The sequence below is a fragment of the Marinomonas sp. S3726 genome, assembly GCF_000967665.1.
Lineage (GTDB): Bacteria > Pseudomonadota > Gammaproteobacteria > Pseudomonadales > Marinomonadaceae > Marinomonas.
Genome location: NZ_JXYC01000016.1, coordinates 34,236 through 50,060 on the forward strand (window position 1 = coordinate 34,236; position 15,825 = coordinate 50,060).

Sequence of the window (15,825 nt, forward strand, 5' to 3'; positions counted from 1 at the left end):
ATGTTTGGATTTAGAGGTTTTCATGAAGAAAATGTTAGGTTTCATTAAACAAACGCTTGTTCTGAGTGTTTTGTTGCAATCAATGCATGCTTTGTCAGCAGAGAGTGATACAAGTAATGCCATTTCGAATATAAAAAATAATATCAGTAAAAGCCTGCCTCAATATCAAATTAAATCGATTGAAGCTCATGAGAAATCTGGCATGTATACAGTTCAGCTAGACTCTGGCCCTGTTCTTCATGCAACGCCGAATGGACAATACTTTATTGTTGGTGACCTTTATCGTGTGGAACCAGAGGGTCTGGTAAATGAAACTGAAGAAGCTAAACTGGCTCAGATAGAAGTTTTACCACAAAACGAAATGGTAATTTACCCAGCACAAGGTGAAGAGAAAGCGCATGTAACAGTGTTCACTGATATTTCATGTGGTTACTGTCGTATGCTGCATAAAGAAGTGCCTGAATTAAACGAAATGGGTATTACTATTCGATATTTAGCTTTCCCTCGTGCAGGTATCGGTTCTGAACCTTACCAACAAATGGTAAGTATTTGGTGTTCTGACGATCCTAACGAATGGATGACACGTGCTAAATCTGGTCATAAAGTGCCACAAAATAACTGTGAAAACCCAATCGCTAAGCAATATGGTTTAGGTCAGTCTATTGGTGTGCGTGGAACTCCAAGCCTAGTTTTAAGTACGGGTGAATTTATCCCAGGATATCTACCAGCAGCAGAATTAGCGGCTAAATTGGGCTTATAACCCTCACTTTTTCTTCCTTTCTATGAAAGCCATTCATGCCAAGATGAATTAAGCGTTTTAGTCAGACAAACTGCCTGATTAGAACGCTGGCTTTGTCTGCTTCTGGCGTTATAATAGATTCAATTTTTTATCATAGATGTGCAATGACGCATCTAAATAACGTTAGCACTGTGGGGTACTATTTTGAAACCGGTAAAAGTCGGAATTTGTGGGTTGGGAACTGTGGGTTCCGGAAGTTTTAACATCCTTCGTAACAACGCAGAAGAAATTACACGACGTGTTGGCCGTAGCATTGAGATTGAGCAAGTGGGTGCTCGTCGTGATAATGCTTCTGTTGATACTTCTGGTGTAAATATTACCCGTGATATTTTTGATGTAGCGAACAATCCAGAAATCGATATTGTGATTGAGCTAATCGGTGGAACCACGGTAGCAAAAGACTTGGTATTAACTGCGATTGAAAATGGCAAACATGTGGTAACAGCTAACAAAGCTTTGATTGCAGAATATGGCAATGAAATCTTTGAAAAAGCACAAGCTAAAGGTGTAATGGTTGCTTTTGAAGCTGCTGTCGCTGGCGGCATGCCAATTATTAAAACAGTACGTGAAGGTTTGTCTGCCAATCGTATTGACTGGTTAGCTGGTATCATCAATGGTACTGGTAACTTCATCATGACTGAAATGAGTGAGAAAGGTCGTGCATTTGATGATGTGCTAGCTGAAGCACAAGCACTAGGTTATGCCGAAGCGGATCCAACTTTTGATGTTGAAGGTATTGATGCTGCACACAAGCTGACTATCCTTGCTTCCATTGCTTTTGGTATTCCTCTGCAATTCGAACGCACTTACACTGAAGGTATTAGCCAGATCACAGCACAGGATGTGAGCTTTGCAAGCGAACTAGGGTATTACATTAAGCACCTTGGTATTGCTCGTCGCACTCAAAAAGGTGTTGAACTGAGAGTGCATCCAACTTTGATCTCTAAAAAGCAGTTATTAGCTAATGTAAATGGCGTAATGAATGCTGTTATGGTCCAAGGCGATGCTGTCGGACCTACTTTGACTTATGGTGCAGGTGCGGGTGCTTTACCAACAGGGTCTTCTGTTGTGGCTGATGTGATCGATGTGGCTCGTACATTAACGGCTGATCCTGATAATCGTGTTCCACATTTGGCTTTCCAAGCAAATGCTTTATCTGACCTAAAAGTTCTGCCAATTTCAGAAGTGGAATGTGGTTATTTCTTAAATATGACAATTCAGGATAGAGCAGGTGTTCTAGCGAACATTACTCAGCTTTTATCAGAAAACGGCATCAGCATTGAGTCTGTTATTCAGCGTGAGCGTGATGATATTGAACTTGTTTCGCTTGTTGTAATGACTCACACAGTGAAAGAATCAAATATGAATGCGGCGATTGCAGCAATCGAAGCCTTGCCTGATGTGGCGGGTAAAGTTCAGCGTATTCGTGTTGAGAGCTTAGCTTAAGTTACCAAGTGAATTGTCAGTTTAGTTTTATAGAGAAAAGATTATGAAATACATATCCACTCGTGGAGATGCACCAGCACTGTCATTTGGTGATGTTTTATTAGCGGGACTTGCTAATGATGGTGGCTTGTATGTGCCAGAAGAATTACCAAAATTTAGCCAAGAAGAAATTGCTTCTTGGGCTGACCTTAGTTACCAAGAACTTGCATTTAAGGTGATGTCTCCTTTTGTTGCAGGTGAAATTCCAGATGATGAATTTCGTCGTATGATTGATGAAGCCTATGCAGGTTTTGATCATAAAGCGGTTGCGCCTATGGTGCAGACGGATAACAACGAATGGGTGTTAGAGTTGTTCCGTGGCCCAACTTTGGCGTTTAAAGATTTTGCTTTGCAGTTACTTGGTCGCTTGATGGATTATGTACTAAGTCAACGTAAAGAAGAATTGGTTATCCTTGGTGCTACCTCTGGTGATACAGGGTCTGCTGCGATTGAAGGTTGTCGTCATTCTGATCACCTTAAAATCTTTATTTTGCATCCTTATCAGCGTGTTTCTGATGTCCAGCGCCGTCAAATGACCAGTGTTATCGATGATAATGTTTTCAATATTGCTGTGAAGGGTAATTTTGATGATTGTCAGGGCATGGTTAAAAACAGCTTTGCTGATCAGTCTTTCTTGAATGGCGGTAAACTTGGCGCGGTAAACTCCATCAACTGGGCGCGTATTATGGCTCAGATTGTTTATTACTTCTCCTCGGCTTTATCTGTTGGTGGGCCTCATCGTAAAGTGTCTTTCTCGGTACCGACAGGTAACTTTGGTGATATTTTTGCGGGTTATCTTGCTAAGCAAATGGGCTTGCCTGTTGATCAGCTTGTGGTTGCGACTAACCAAAACGATATTCTGCACCGTGTTATTGCTGAAAATGACATGAGTCGTCAGTCTTTGAATGTTACCTTATCGCCAAGTATGGATATCATGGTTTCAAGTAACTTTGAGCGTTTATTGTTTGATGCTCATGGTCGTGATGGTGAGTCTATTAAAGACCTGATGGCTCGCTTCAATCAAGGTGATGTGTCGCTAAGTGATGAAGCTTGGTCTTTTGTTAAATCAAACTTCGACAGCTACAAAGTTGATGATGCACGTACTTGTGAGGTTATCAAACAAGTATTTGATGATACTCAATACCTACTAGATCCTCATACTGCAATTGGCTTAGATGCGGCACGTCATTGCTGGAAAGATAAGTCTGTGCCTATGATTACTTTGGCAACAGCTCATCCAGTTAAATTCCCTGAAGCGGTTGAAAAGGCAGGTTGTGAGTCACCTAAACTGCCAGACCATATGGCTGATTTGTTCGAGCGTGAAGAAGCTTATGAAGTGCTAGATAATAGCCTTGAAGATGTACAAGCTTTTGTTACTAAAAACATTTAATTAAATGTTTTATAAAGGCCTTACTCCATTCGAGTAAGGCCTTTTTTAATGCCTTACTAAAACGAAACATCTCCTTTTGTTACTTTCTTAAAGATAATGACACAGTTATGAATATCATTTTGTTAGACCCTAAGCAGGCAATTGATGCCCATCGTTATCAGCTCGATTCTCGTCAAGCAGAGCACCTAAATAAGGTGATTAAAGCTGAATCTGGCGACAAATTACGAGTCGGTATTATTAATGGGCTTATGGGGGAAGCGAAATATTTAGGGGAGAATAGTGAAGGGTTTGGTGAAGTTGAGATTATCCATTTAACGCAGCAAGCCCCAAAACCTTTGCCTCTTACCCTAGTATTAGCACTGCCACGTCCCAATATGCTCAAGCGTACTTTGTTGAATATCAGTGCTATGGGAGTAAAAAAAATTATCCTGTTGAATTCAGCTAAAGTAGAGAAAAGTTATTGGCAATCACCTGTATTAAAGGCTGATAACTTACAGCGTATCTTGCTAGAGGGATTAGAGCAGGCGCGAGATACTCACTTGCCAGAGTTGCAAATGATGACCCGTTTTAGACCTTATGTTGAAGACCTATTACCCAGAGAGATGGCCGGTAAGTTAGCTTTATTAGCCCACCCTTATCAAGCAGATGATTGTCCGATTAACCTCACTCAAGAAAGTATTCTCGCCATAGGGCCAGAGGGTGGCTGGAATGAGTTTGAAGTGAGCAAATGGCACGAAGCAGGCTTTAAAAGTGTACACCTTGGTGAGCGTATTTTGAAAGTAGAAACTGCTGTGCCTGTTTTATTATCCAGACTCTACCCTGCTTAACCTGATGGTAATTAAAGCTAACCAAAGACAATCGTTTTTTAGAGGAGTATTAAATGAGTAAGAAAATACTACACAGACCTGTTCTGGAAAGTCATCAAAGCTTCTCTTCAGCGATTCCTTTGACTATGCAGCGTATCTTACAGACACGAAATATTACTAACGAATCAGAGCTGGAATATCGATTGGCCGGTTTATTAAGGCCTAATGAGTTAATGGGGCTCATACCTGCGGTAACTATTTTGGCAGATGCAATTGAAGCTGGTGAAAAAATTCTAATCGTAGGTGACTTTGATGCAGATGGTGCGACAAGTACTAGTTTAGGGGTTTTAGCTATGCAAGCTATGGGGGCTATTGATCCAGAGTTTTTGGTGCCAAATCGATTTGAATATGGCTATGGACTAACACCAGAAATTGTTGAGGTAGCTCAAGAAAGTCAGCCTGCTGTATTAGTGACAGTAGATAACGGCATTTCAAGCATTGAGGGGGTGAGAGTCGCCAAATCATATGGCATGAAAGTGGTGGTTACGGACCACCATTTGCCAGGTGATGAGCTACCGGAAGCAGATGCTATCGTAAACCCAAATCAGCATGGATGTGGATTTGATAGTAAAGCGATGGCGGGTGTTGGTGTGATCTTTTATGTGATGAGCGGACTTCGTGCAGAGCTTAAAGCGCGCCATTGGTTTGAATTACAGCATATCCCAGAGCCACGTATGGCAGATTATTTAGATTTAGTTGCTTTAGGGACGGTTGCGGATGTTGTGCCGTTAGACGCTAATAATCGCATTTTGGTCAAACAAGGCCTGCAGCGCATTCAAGCAGGTCACGCGCGTCCTGGTATTTTGGCTTTACTTGAGGTTGCTAATCGTGATGTTAGCCAAATTAAAGCATCTGATTTGGGTTTTGCAGTAGGGCCAAGATTAAATGCAGCTGGGCGTTTGGACGATATGTCCTTAGGTATAGCTTGCTTGTTGACTTCTAATACTCAGCAAGCAAAGCGTTTGGCACAAGAACTTGATCAACTTAACCGTGAACGCAAAGATATAGAGTCTGAAATGAAACAGCAGGCTGAGTTCGTGCTCGAGAAGTTGGTGGCGGATGAACAAGATTTACCGAATGGCATGTGCTTTTACGATGAAACCTGGCATCAAGGTGTTATCGGGATTCTAGCGTCGCGCATGAAAGATAAGTGTTATCGTCCTGTGATTGCCTTTGCCAAGGTGGATGACGAGGAAATAAAAGGTTCAGCACGCTCTATTCCGGGTTTGCATATACGTGACGCTTTAGATTTATTGGCAAAATGGCATCCCCATTTACTGAGTAAGTTTGGTGGTCATGCCATGGCGGCAGGGATGAGTATTAAAGAAAAGCATTATGCAGAATTTGCTCAAGCCTTTGATGAGGTCGTGACCGAACTTGTTAACCCTAATGATCTTGAAGACTGTTTATTGACTGATGGTGGTCTTAGGGCTGAAGACTTCAGTTTGAGCTTTGCTGAGATGATTCGACAATGTGGGCCATGGGGGCAAATGTTTCCTGAGCCAGTCTTTGATGGTGTGTTTGATGTTATTCAACAGAGAATTGTAGGGCAAAAACACTTAAAACTTTTGTTAAGAGAGCCAAATGAAGGTTTGTTACTTGATGCTATCGCCTTCTTTATCGACTTAACGCTCTGGCCTAATAATGCAGAGCAAGCAAGGGTGGTGTTTAAGCTCGATATTAATGAGTTTCGAGGGCAGCGTAATATTCAATTGTTAGTGGATTACATTGAAGCGGTATAACAATCTGTCGGTTTGAGCTTTAGCAATTAATCCCGAGTAATATCGGTTTGATTATGCAGTAAGCTGCCTATTTGAACTGATTCTAAGGTACAATGGCTTACCCTAAATCACGATCTACTTACTGTTGGAGTTAATTCATGACTGCATTGGTTCTTGATGGCAAATTATCTGCTGAAGAAACCGAAACCCGTCTAAAAGCCCAGGTTACTGAGCTTAAGAAACGTACTGGTGGAACCCCTATCTTGGCAACAATCTTAGTGGGTGGCGATCCTGCGTCTGCGACTTACGTTAAAATGAAAGGTAACGCTTGCCGCCGAGTAGGAATGGACTCAATGGCAATTGAATTGCCTGAAGAGACGTCTACAAATCAGCTTCTTGCTACTATCAAAGAGTTAAATGAAAACTCAGATGTGCATGGTATCTTGTTGCAACACCCTGTACCGCCTCAAATCAATGAACGTCTGTGCTTTGACGAAATTGCAGCACATAAAGATGTGGATGGCGTAACTTGCCTTGGCTTTGGTCGCATGGCGATGCAAGAGCCTGCATATGGCTCAGCAACACCTGCTGGCATTATGCGCTTACTAGAGCATTATGATATTGATTTAGCTGGTAAACATGTTGTCGTTGTTGGTCGAAGCCCTATTTTGGGTAAGCCTATGGCTATGATGATGTTGAATGCCAATGCGACAGTGACAATTTGTCACTCACGTACTCAAGACTTGCCAAGTTTTGTGAAACAGGCTGACGTTATTGTTGGTGCTGTTGGTAAGCCTGAATTAATTAAAGCTGATTGGATCAAAGACGGCGCAGTTGTTGTTGATGCTGGCTATCACCCAGGTGGTGTTGGTGATATAGAGTTAGGACCTTTAGTTGACAGGGTTGCTGCTTATACCCCAGTGCCTGGTGGTGTGGGTCCAATGACAATTAATACTCTTATCTTGCAAACGCTCGAATCTGGTTTGAAGCAGTTAAATAATTAAGTCAGTTAAAGAGAGAGCGCTTATAGGCGAGTTGCTCTTTCTTTATGCTTGTTATGGTGATTGTAATTTATCTAATTGATGCCATATAGAGTAATAAGTTTAGAAATATAGCTAAGCCGCATCAAAAGTGCGGCTTACTTGTAAGTAAGCATAGGCTTTACTTATTGAATTAATAACAGTTAAGGGTTAGGGGTTTTCATGTCGACTGAAATGCTTAAAGATGCATTGGACTTTGATCTTATTGCGGATGTGTTTGTAACTGAGTCTATTGGGGCTTCACCAGCAGAATTACATGGCCAACTATGTGGTTATCTTGCCTCAGGCGTGACTTTATTGCTGGAAGATTGGATCGCGATGGTGGTTGAATTTTGTGATATAGAAAGCTGGAAAGAAGAAGCGAGTCGAGATGCCATTGTCGAACTTTATACAGCGACACAAACATTGTTTGCCAATGGCGAGTATGCATTAGATCCTGTGATAGCTGATGAAGATTCAAACCTAAGTGATCGTGGTGTTACTTTGGCAGAATGGGCGCATGGCTTCTTGGCGGGTTATGGTTTGTCAGGGCAAAAAAAGAATTTGTCTGATGATACGACGCAAGTATTACGTGATTTTGCCAATCTATCTGGTATGAAGGGTGAAATGCGCGAGTTAGAAGACAGTAATGACAATGAGAAAGATCTTACTGAGCTGATTGAATATGCCAGATTGTCTGCCATGATGCTGTATTCAGAGCACCATGAAGTACAGCCACAAGATAAAAATAATCAAACAAAGATACATTAAGTCCTAATTGAACTAGGTGTAGAGCAGCCAAAAAATACTGCTCTTTGTTGTTTCTATTATCCATCTAACTGAGAGGTGAAAATGAATTTGCCGATTGTCAATTTCCAAGCTCGTCGTCAATTATTACAAGCAAAATTACCAGAAGGATTTGTTGCCATTGTGCGAGCAGGTGAATTATGCACTCGTAACAGTGATTGTGATTTCGAATTTCGACCAAATAGCCACTTCTTTTATTTGACTGGTTATGCAGAGCCTGGCGCTTATGTATTGATTAACAAAACTCAATCTATCTTATTTAATCTACCAAAAGATCCTGAGAAGGAGCAGTGGGATGGATTTCGCCATGGGGTCCAAGGCGCGGTTGAAAGCTTTGCGTTTGACAAGGCTTTTCCCTTAGAAGATATGGATGAGCAAATCACTAACTTATTAGATGGTTGTCAGTCAGTTTGGTTTGACTTCTCAGATGATGTTTTACAGCAGCAAATAGTAAATTGGCAACAAAGCTTGGCTAAAAAAGTACGCCAGGGTGCTCAAGCGCCAGCTCAGTTTAACCAGTTAGCGAGCCTTCTAGGTGAAATGCGTCTGGTTAAGGATGCAGAAGAAATCGTCTTAATGGAACAAGCGGCTCAAATTAGCGTGAAAGCTCACCAACAAGCTATGCAGGCCGTTAAGCCAGGTATGAAAGAGTATGAACTTGAAGCTGAGCTAAATTATTGCTTTATGAAGTCAGGCTCAAGAACACCCGCTTACAATAATATTGTTGCTTCTGGCAGCAATGCTTGTACTTTGCATTACATAGAAAACAACGCAGAGATTAAAGATGGTGATTTAGTCTTAATTGATGCCGGTTGTGAATTAGGGTTTTATGCTTCCGATATTACTCGCACCTTCCCTGCCAATGGTAAGTTCTCTGAACCGCAAGCAGCGCTCTATAATCTAGTGTTAAAAGCACAAAAAGAAGCGATTGATGCCGTAGTAGTAGACGCTAAATACACAGACTTTCATGATGTAGCAGTGCGTGTATTAAGCCAAGGCCTAATTGAACTAGGGCTGCTGCAAGGTGAATTAGAAAGCGTGATAGAAGATAAGACTTATCGCGATTTTTATATGCACAACACTGGGCATTGGATTGGTATGGATGTTCATGATGTGGGGGCTTATAAAATCGAAGCTGAATCTCGCCCACTTGTCCCTGGTATGGTCGTTACCGTTGAACCAGGTTTGTATGTCTCGAAAGACAATATGCAAGTAGATGAGAAGTGGCGTGGCATCGGTATACGTATCGAAGATGATGTTTTAGTGTCTGAATCTGGTCCTGTTATTCTGACTCATGGCCTTGCACGTGATATTGAAGAAATTGAAGCCTTGATGCAGAAGCACTAATTTTAATATTAAATAAATTGGGTAGGAGATTGGCCTAATGACAGCAGATATCTTAATTGTTGGTGGTGGTCTAGTGGGCGCATCCTTTGCGTTAGCTCTAGCAAGCCATAACCAAGAGTTAAACATTTGTATGGTGGAGTCTATAGAAGCTTCATCTGAATCTCAGCCAAGCTTTGATGATAGATCAACGGTTTTAAGTAAATCCAGTGCGAATATTTTTGCTGATATGGGGCTCTGGCCTCATTTAGCTAATCTAGTCGCACCTATTCAGCATATTCATACATCAGAAAGAAAGCAATTTGGTATGTCTCGATTACATGCTGATGATTATGATGTTGAAGGCATGGGTTATGTTGTGGATAACAAAGGCCTAGGTACACAGCTTTATGCACAATTAAAAACCTTCTCTAACGTTCAAATTCTATCTCCAGCCAAAGTGGTGGGTTTGCAACCTAGAGAGTCAGACTATCAGGCAGATATCTTAGATCTAGAAACAGGTATTAAAACCGATTATCAAGTTAAGTTAGTGGTTATGTGTGATGGCGGTCGTTCTGACTTAGCTAAGCAATTAGGCCTAAGTTATCAAGTAAAGACATACCAACAAGCAGCACTCATAGCCAATATTGAGCTTCAACAGCCACATCAAGGTTGGGCTTATGAACGCTTTGCCAAGCAGGGGCCGATTGCCATGTTGCCTTTACTTAGCTTTCAAGGAAGAGCCAGATCTGCACTAGTTTGGACTACAGCTATGCAATCCATTGATGAACGAATGGCGCTTTCTGATGCTGACTTTTTGTCAGAGTTACAAGCTGAGTTCGGGCATAGATTAGGCCGTTTCAAAACGGTTGGAGAAAGAGCCTATTATCCGCTCAAAATACAAAAGGCCAATGAACTTGTTCGCTCTCGGTTGGCTGTTTTAGGTAATGCGGCCTATACACTTCATCCTGTTGCAGGCCAAGGCTTTAACCTTGCTTTAAGAGGGGTGGCTTTACTTGCCCATAATGTCTTGTCGAGCATCGCGAAGGGTGAGGATATTGGAGTACTGTCAAATCTACATCAATTCGCTGACGAACAAGAGAAAGATGCACAACGAATTCAAACAGCGAGTCATGGTTTAGTCTCTGTTTTTGCTTATCAAAACCTTCCTGTTCGCCTTTCCCGTAATTTAGCCAATCTCGCCTTAGATCACTGCCCTCTAGTTAAAGGAAGCTTTGCGCGTGCAGCTATGGGGCTAGATGTACATAAGCCTACACACAGAACAAAAAACGCCACTCATTAATACTTTACAAGGTGAAAGAATGAAAAAATCCTATGATGTTATCTTGGTAGGTGCCGGTATGGTGGGAGCTTTAACCGCTAATCTGCTTGCTCAGCAAGGTTTTAGTGTGGCCTTGGTGGATAAAGGTAATGGTCAATGCCAATTGTCAGAATTTCCCTATTATGACTCAAGAGTGAGTGCGGTTTCCCGACATTCAAAAGCCTTAATAGAGCAAAGCGGAGCTTGGCAGTTAATGGATGCTGAACGTTTGACGCCATACCATGATATGAACGTTTGGGATGGATTAGGTACGGGAGAAATTGCTTTTAGTTGTGATGATGTTCATCTAGACGAGCTAGGTCATTTGGTTGAAAACCAGGTTTTGAATCAAGCTTTGTTAACTCAACTAGAAAGCCATAATAAGTTAGTTGATTGCTTTTTTGCCTCTTCTGTTAGTCATTATGAAAAGCAAGATGAAGTTATGTTGGTTAGCTTGGAGGGAGGCCCAAGGTTAACGGGACAGTTAGTGGTGGCTGCTGATGGGGCAAATTCTTTGATACGTGCTCAAGCACAAATTGAGACAAAAGAATGGGATTATCAACATAACGCGATTGTAGCGACAATTGAACTAAATAAAAGTCATGAAAATACAGCATGGCAAAGTTTTGGTGAAGAAGGCATTTTAGCAATATTGCCTATGCCTAATTTTGAAGGCCGTCATTTTGCATCAATTGTTTGGTCTGTTCCTCCCAATGAAGCAGAAGCCTTATTATTACTCAGTCCAGAGATGTTTTGTCAGCGTTTGAATTATGCAATCTCGAATGAGTTTGAGGTGTTAAGTCTCATTAGTAAGCCTATTTCTATTCCTTTAAGGCAAAGGCATGCTTTGCAATATGCACAGTCTGGTGTTGCGTTAATTGGTGATGCGGCTCACACCATACACCCTCTCGCAGGCCAAGGTGCAAATTTAGGTTTTGCGGATGCTGGTGCTTTGGTTGATGTTTTGAGTAAAGCAAAGGAAAGAGGCGAATCCTTATCTAATGACAGAGTGTTAAGGCGATACCAAAGAGCCAGAATGTCTGACAATATCCGTATGTCTGCCAGTATGGAATTTTTTAAGCGTTTATATGAAACACAAAACCCTCTAGCTGTTTTTGCTCGAAATAAAGGAATGGGCTGGATGAATAATCAAAGGCTTGTTAAAAATCATATCATTAGTTTGGCACTGGGCTGACATGTGATTTTCTTGCAAAATTACTGTCAGTTATATGAAAAGCAATTGTGTGACTTTTGTAAGCTTTATGTGAAATTTCATTAAACAGAAATGATAACGACTAGCATTTTCATTATGGATGCGCTACTTTATGACGGTTCACTTTTCTCATCGCTAACTTGTTGAGTAAGTACATTTAATTCTTTGTGTCAGAGGCCATCATGTCATTCAAACCTTTTGCTCTTGCTACACTTGTTACTTCTATCGGCTCTAGTGCTGTTTTCGCCGGTGAAGTGTATAACGAATTTCCAGTGACTGTTGCAGGCTACCAAGGTAGTGCAACTTCATCTGTGTCTTATAGCGGTCAAGCTGCGAGACACGTTATTCATAATTCTTTGAAAAAAACGATTTCTAAAGGACAAGGTAAGCAGGATGCTGATCAAGCCGCTAAATTAGCGCTTTATTTTGAAGCAAAAGATGCTGATAGAGCCATTTTAGACCCTGTATCTAAAGATGGTTTTGCAATTAAGCAAACTACCGTTGGTGAAATCTCTAAAGGCAAGAACCTATCTTCAAAAGCCTATAAAGGTGCTGTAACTGCTTGGCCAGGTAATATGACTGGTCAAGAAGTGCTAGAAGATATGATAGCTAAAGCCGCTAAGGTGAAAGGTGGTTTTGATCCTGTAAATGGCTACGACTACACTCAGCTAATTTCTAAATTCACCATGGGTGCGGTTTTCTATAACCAAGCTGTAGATGGCTATTTAGACGAAAAACTAAATAACAGCAAAAAAACCAATGATAAAGCTTACAAAGAAGGGGCTGCATACTCTGCAAAAGAGCATTATTGGGATGAAGCTTTTGGTTATTTCGGTGCACCAGCTCACGCTCTAACACTAGATGCTAAAAGCTTGTACGGTATTGCTAAGAAAGACCCTAAGTATTTCTCAGCAGCTGATTATAACAAAGATGGTGTTGTCGATCTTAAAACCGAAATGGTTTATGCACACGCATACTATGCTGCCGGTTCTGATAAATCAGGCAAAACTAACTACTTAAATAACATCGTAAGTGCATTCTACGATGGCCGTGCATTAATTCATGATGCTCAGGGTACTAAACTTGACCAAGCTCAGATGGCTAAGTTAAATGATTATGTGAATACTATTCGCGTAAACTGGCAGCAAGTGATTGCAGAAGCGGCGTTTAAATATGCTGGTTCTGTGTATAAAGACCTTGATAAGTTAAGTGTAATCCAAGAAGCAAATGGTGATGTGACTAAAGCATACCGTGCTTATGCAAAACATTGGGGTGAGCTAAAAGGTTTTGCTATGGCATTACAAGTTGGCGGTGAAGATCTAGGTGAAACAGCGGTTAAATTGAATCGCTTAACTGGTTTTAGCCCAGTATTACTTGGTGATACACAAGTGATTGCTCGTAATGTTAAAGGTGAGTTTGTACAGTCTTCAAGCATTTCAATGGAAGAGTACAAATTACACATGATGAAGATTCAGTTGCTATTGGCTGAGCGCTTTAACCTGAAAGCTCGTTCAAATGATGTTCTTGCAGGTATGGATGACTTAGCAGCTAAACTTAGCTCTTCAACTTCTATCGAAAACGACTAATAGACATTAGTTGTTTATCTTAGTTAGTCTGTTTAAGGCTAACTAAGAGAGTATGAGATTATGCTGTAATGGAAGTATTCTGGAATGAGTATTGGCAAACACTTTTTGGGGATCTAATTAGCCCTCAAAAGAGAGTGTCATTAGCTTATTTAGTAAGTGCTTTCATTATAGCGATTTTATGTTTAACCCTTTTTAGTAAGCTTTCCATAAAAAACGCTCTGCGTCATGTCTTTCAGGCCAAAGTTTGGCTATCTGCAACTGCATTTGCTGACTATAAAACCTTAGTCATTAATGCCTTTGTTCTTAAGTTAATTTCACCTTTTTTATTAGCTAAGATGCTGGTTGCTATCTGGTTGTTTGAGCAATGGCATTGGTTAATGCCTGATAAACCTGAGCCGAATATTTGGCCAACCTGGTTGGTCGTACTCTGCTTCACGATTTTTCAGTTTGTGTTAGATGACTTTTGTCGATTTTATCTGCATAGGTTGATGCACAAATGGCAATTTTTATGGGCGTTTCATCAAGTACATCATTCCGCAACAGAGCTAAATCCTTTTACTGTGTTTAGAACGCATCCAGTAGAGTCAGTGCTCTTCTCTTTACGTTCAACGTTAAGCCAAGGCTTTTCAATTGCCTTGTTCTTTTATTTATTCCCTAATCAAGTGGATATTTACATGGTATTGGGTGTGAATGTCGTGATTTTTGCTTTTAATCTTCTTGGGGCTAATTTGCGTCATTCGAATGTGATGCTTTGTTACCCTCATTGGCTTGAGAAAGTTTTAATTTCACCTGCTCAACATCAAATTCATCACTCTGTGGCGAGAGAGCATTGGGATAAGAATTTTGGTGTCGTGTTAGCCTGTTGGGATAAGTGGTTTAAGAGCTTGCATCATTCTGATCCAACTCAAACGCTTAAATTTGGATTGGGCTCGGATGCAGGAAAGAATCATAATTCTCTACTTGCTTTGTATCTATTGCCTTTTTTGCAATCAGCTCGCTTTCTATGTATTGAACCTTGTCAATTAGTGGTTAAAAAAACTGAAGGCGGTATTAGAAAAGCGTAGGGTTTAAATATAAATGGTAATTGATTTCATTTATAATCAATTTAATATTTTCACGATTTTTTATCAGGATAAATACGGCGACACTTTATATGTTAAATTTTAATTCTAAAACACTTGTTGGCACACTTGCTCGTCCTCGTTTAAAGCTTTCTTCTATCTTGTCTCTTATTTTAGCTTCAGGTCTATCTTTACCTGTAATGGCTGATGAAGAAGTGAATGTTTACTCCGCTCGTAAAGAAGCTCTAATCAAACCTATGCTTGATCGTTTCGAAGAGGAATCAGGTGTCGCAGTCAACTTAATTACAGGTTCTGCCGATGCTTTATTAAGGCGTTTACAAGTTGAAGGTGAATATAGCCCTGCGGATATATTTATTACTGTAGATGCCGGTCGTTTACATAGAGCAAAAAAAGCGGGTGTATTACAGCCGTTTCAAACTGCAAAAATAGATGAGCTCGTTCCTGAGCATCTGCGTGATAGTGATGATTACTGGTACAGCTTGTCACAGCGCTCACGCACTATTTTTTATGCTAAAGATAAAGTGACACCTGAGCAGCTATCTAGTTATGAAGCGTTAGCAGATAGTGAGTGGAAAGGTCGTATTTGTGTTCGCTCATCAGGAAATATCTATAATCAATCTTTGGTTGCTTCTATGATAGAAGTGAATGGCGCAAAGGCGACCCAAGAGTGGGTGAAAGGTTTGATGGCTAATTTGGCTCGACCTCCTTTTGGTGGTGATACAGACTTATTGAAAGCTGTAGCCACAGGCGTTTGTGATGTAACCATTGCTAACACTTATTACTTTGGTCGTATGATGAAGAGTGATAATGCATTAGATCAATTAGTGGCAGAAAAAGTTGGTGTGTTTTGGGCTAACCAAGCAGAATCAGATCGTGGTGTACATATGAATGTGAGTGGTGCGGGTATTACTGCAGCATCAGTCAATAAAGACAGCGCAATTAAATTAATTGAATTTTTATTATCTAATGAAGCCCAAACTTGGTACGCAGATGTGAACAACGAATATCCAGTTGTTGATGGTATTGCACCTCCTGTAAATTTAGCAAGCTTCGGTGACTTTAGAACGGATAAAATTAGCCTAACAAAGTTGGGTGATAATAATTTAGAGGCTGTTAAAATTATGGATGCAGCGGGTTGGAAGTAACCTGCTACTCTGTATTTAATGCTTTAACTAAACAGAATAAGTAGAAAGGAATAATGTTGGATTTGGCC

13 protein-coding genes are annotated in these 15,825 nt (G+C 40.7%); all 13 read left to right on the forward strand.

The window, feature by feature from the left end; genetic code table 11:
- Window positions 1–22 precede the first annotated feature (22 nt).
- The 13 genes from TW85_RS14450 (at window position 23) to TW85_RS14510 (ending at window position 15,757) form a co-directional block, all read left to right on the forward strand.
- Entirely contained in the window at window positions 23–760 is a 738-nt protein-coding gene (locus tag TW85_RS14450; RefSeq protein ID WP_046017848.1) for a thioredoxin fold domain-containing protein, read from the forward strand.
- A gap of 183 nt (window positions 761–943) precedes the next feature.
- Window positions 944–2,245, forward strand: coding sequence for a homoserine dehydrogenase (locus TW85_RS14455; protein ID WP_082827845.1), 1,302 nt, complete (start codon window positions 944–946; stop codon window positions 2,243–2,245).
- Window positions 2,246–2,288: 43 nt separating this feature from the next.
- The gene (gene thrC / locus TW85_RS14460) at window positions 2,289–3,674 is read left to right on the forward strand and encodes a threonine synthase (RefSeq protein ID WP_046017849.1); all 1,386 of its coding nucleotides are present in this window, start codon (window positions 2,289–2,291) and stop codon (window positions 3,672–3,674) included.
- A gap of 107 nt (window positions 3,675–3,781) precedes the next feature.
- Window positions 3,782–4,501, forward strand: coding sequence for a 16S rRNA (uracil(1498)-N(3))-methyltransferase (locus TW85_RS14465; protein WP_046017850.1), 720 nt, complete (start codon window positions 3,782–3,784; stop codon window positions 4,499–4,501).
- 53 nt (window positions 4,502–4,554) lie between these two features.
- Complete coding sequence (gene recJ / locus TW85_RS14470) at window positions 4,555–6,282, forward strand: single-stranded-DNA-specific exonuclease RecJ (protein WP_046017851.1); 1,728 nt, start codon at window positions 4,555–4,557, stop codon at window positions 6,280–6,282.
- Between the two features lie 137 nt (window positions 6,283–6,419).
- Window positions 6,420–7,265: a bifunctional methylenetetrahydrofolate dehydrogenase/methenyltetrahydrofolate cyclohydrolase FolD gene (gene folD, locus TW85_RS14475; protein WP_046017852.1), complete on the forward strand. Its 846-nt coding sequence runs from the start codon at window positions 6,420–6,422 to the stop codon at window positions 7,263–7,265.
- Window positions 7,266–7,463: 198 nt separating this feature from the next.
- Window positions 7,464–8,051 carry a UPF0149 family protein gene (locus TW85_RS14480; protein ID WP_046017853.1) on the forward strand — a complete coding sequence of 196 codons (588 nt, stop codon included), beginning with the start codon at window positions 7,464–7,466 and terminating at the stop codon, window positions 8,049–8,051.
- Between the two features lie 81 nt (window positions 8,052–8,132).
- The gene (locus TW85_RS14485; RefSeq protein ID WP_046017854.1) at window positions 8,133–9,434 is read left to right on the forward strand and encodes an aminopeptidase P N-terminal domain-containing protein; all 1,302 of its coding nucleotides are present in this window, start codon (window positions 8,133–8,135) and stop codon (window positions 9,432–9,434) included.
- Window positions 9,435–9,471: 37 nt separating this feature from the next.
- On the forward strand, window positions 9,472–10,713 hold the full coding sequence (gene ubiH / locus TW85_RS14490) for a 2-octaprenyl-6-methoxyphenyl hydroxylase (RefSeq protein ID WP_046017855.1): 1,242 nt from the start codon (window positions 9,472–9,474) through the stop codon (window positions 10,711–10,713).
- 19 nt (window positions 10,714–10,732) lie between these two features.
- Window positions 10,733–11,926 (forward strand): UbiH/UbiF/VisC/COQ6 family ubiquinone biosynthesis hydroxylase, encoded by a 1,194-nt coding sequence (locus TW85_RS14495; protein ID WP_046017856.1) that lies wholly within the window; start codon window positions 10,733–10,735, stop codon window positions 11,924–11,926.
- A 200-nt stretch (window positions 11,927–12,126) separates the two neighbouring features.
- Window positions 12,127–13,530 carry a DUF4856 domain-containing protein gene (locus tag TW85_RS14500; protein WP_046017857.1) on the forward strand — a complete coding sequence of 468 codons (1,404 nt, stop codon included), beginning with the start codon at window positions 12,127–12,129 and terminating at the stop codon, window positions 13,528–13,530.
- 68 nt (window positions 13,531–13,598) lie between these two features.
- Entirely contained in the window at window positions 13,599–14,594 is a 996-nt protein-coding gene (locus tag TW85_RS14505; RefSeq protein WP_046017858.1) for a sterol desaturase family protein, read from the forward strand.
- Between the two features lie 89 nt (window positions 14,595–14,683).
- Window positions 14,684–15,757 carry a Fe(3+) ABC transporter substrate-binding protein gene (locus TW85_RS14510; protein ID WP_046017859.1) on the forward strand — a complete coding sequence of 358 codons (1,074 nt, stop codon included), beginning with the start codon at window positions 14,684–14,686 and terminating at the stop codon, window positions 15,755–15,757.
- Window positions 15,758–15,825: the final 68 nt, after the last annotated feature.

What these genes read in the sequence shown, in the direction of transcription:
- TW85_RS14510 (WP_046017859.1), top strand. Translation starts at nt 14,684, where the DNA reads ATGTTAAATTTTAATTCTAAAACACTTGTTGGCACACTTGCTCGTCCT.
- TW85_RS14495 (WP_046017856.1), top strand. Translation starts at nt 10,733, where the DNA reads ATGAAAAAATCCTATGATGTTATCTTGGTAGGTGCCGGTATGGTGGGA.
- thrC (WP_046017849.1), top strand. Translation starts at nt 2,289, where the DNA reads ATGAAATACATATCCACTCGTGGAGATGCACCAGCACTGTCATTTGGT.
- TW85_RS14500 (WP_046017857.1), top strand. Translation starts at nt 12,127, where the DNA reads ATGTCATTCAAACCTTTTGCTCTTGCTACACTTGTTACTTCTATCGGC.
- folD (WP_046017852.1), top strand. Translation starts at nt 6,420, where the DNA reads ATGACTGCATTGGTTCTTGATGGCAAATTATCTGCTGAAGAAACCGAA.
- TW85_RS14450 (WP_046017848.1), top strand. Translation starts at nt 23, where the DNA reads ATGAAGAAAATGTTAGGTTTCATTAAACAAACGCTTGTTCTGAGTGTT.
- ubiH (WP_046017855.1), top strand. Translation starts at nt 9,472, where the DNA reads ATGACAGCAGATATCTTAATTGTTGGTGGTGGTCTAGTGGGCGCATCC.
- recJ (WP_046017851.1), top strand. Translation starts at nt 4,555, where the DNA reads ATGAGTAAGAAAATACTACACAGACCTGTTCTGGAAAGTCATCAAAGC.
- TW85_RS14465 (WP_046017850.1), top strand. Translation starts at nt 3,782, where the DNA reads ATGAATATCATTTTGTTAGACCCTAAGCAGGCAATTGATGCCCATCGT.
- TW85_RS14485 (WP_046017854.1), top strand. Translation starts at nt 8,133, where the DNA reads ATGAATTTGCCGATTGTCAATTTCCAAGCTCGTCGTCAATTATTACAA.
- TW85_RS14480 (WP_046017853.1), top strand. Translation starts at nt 7,464, where the DNA reads ATGTCGACTGAAATGCTTAAAGATGCATTGGACTTTGATCTTATTGCG.
- TW85_RS14505 (WP_046017858.1), top strand. Translation starts at nt 13,599, where the DNA reads ATGGAAGTATTCTGGAATGAGTATTGGCAAACACTTTTTGGGGATCTA.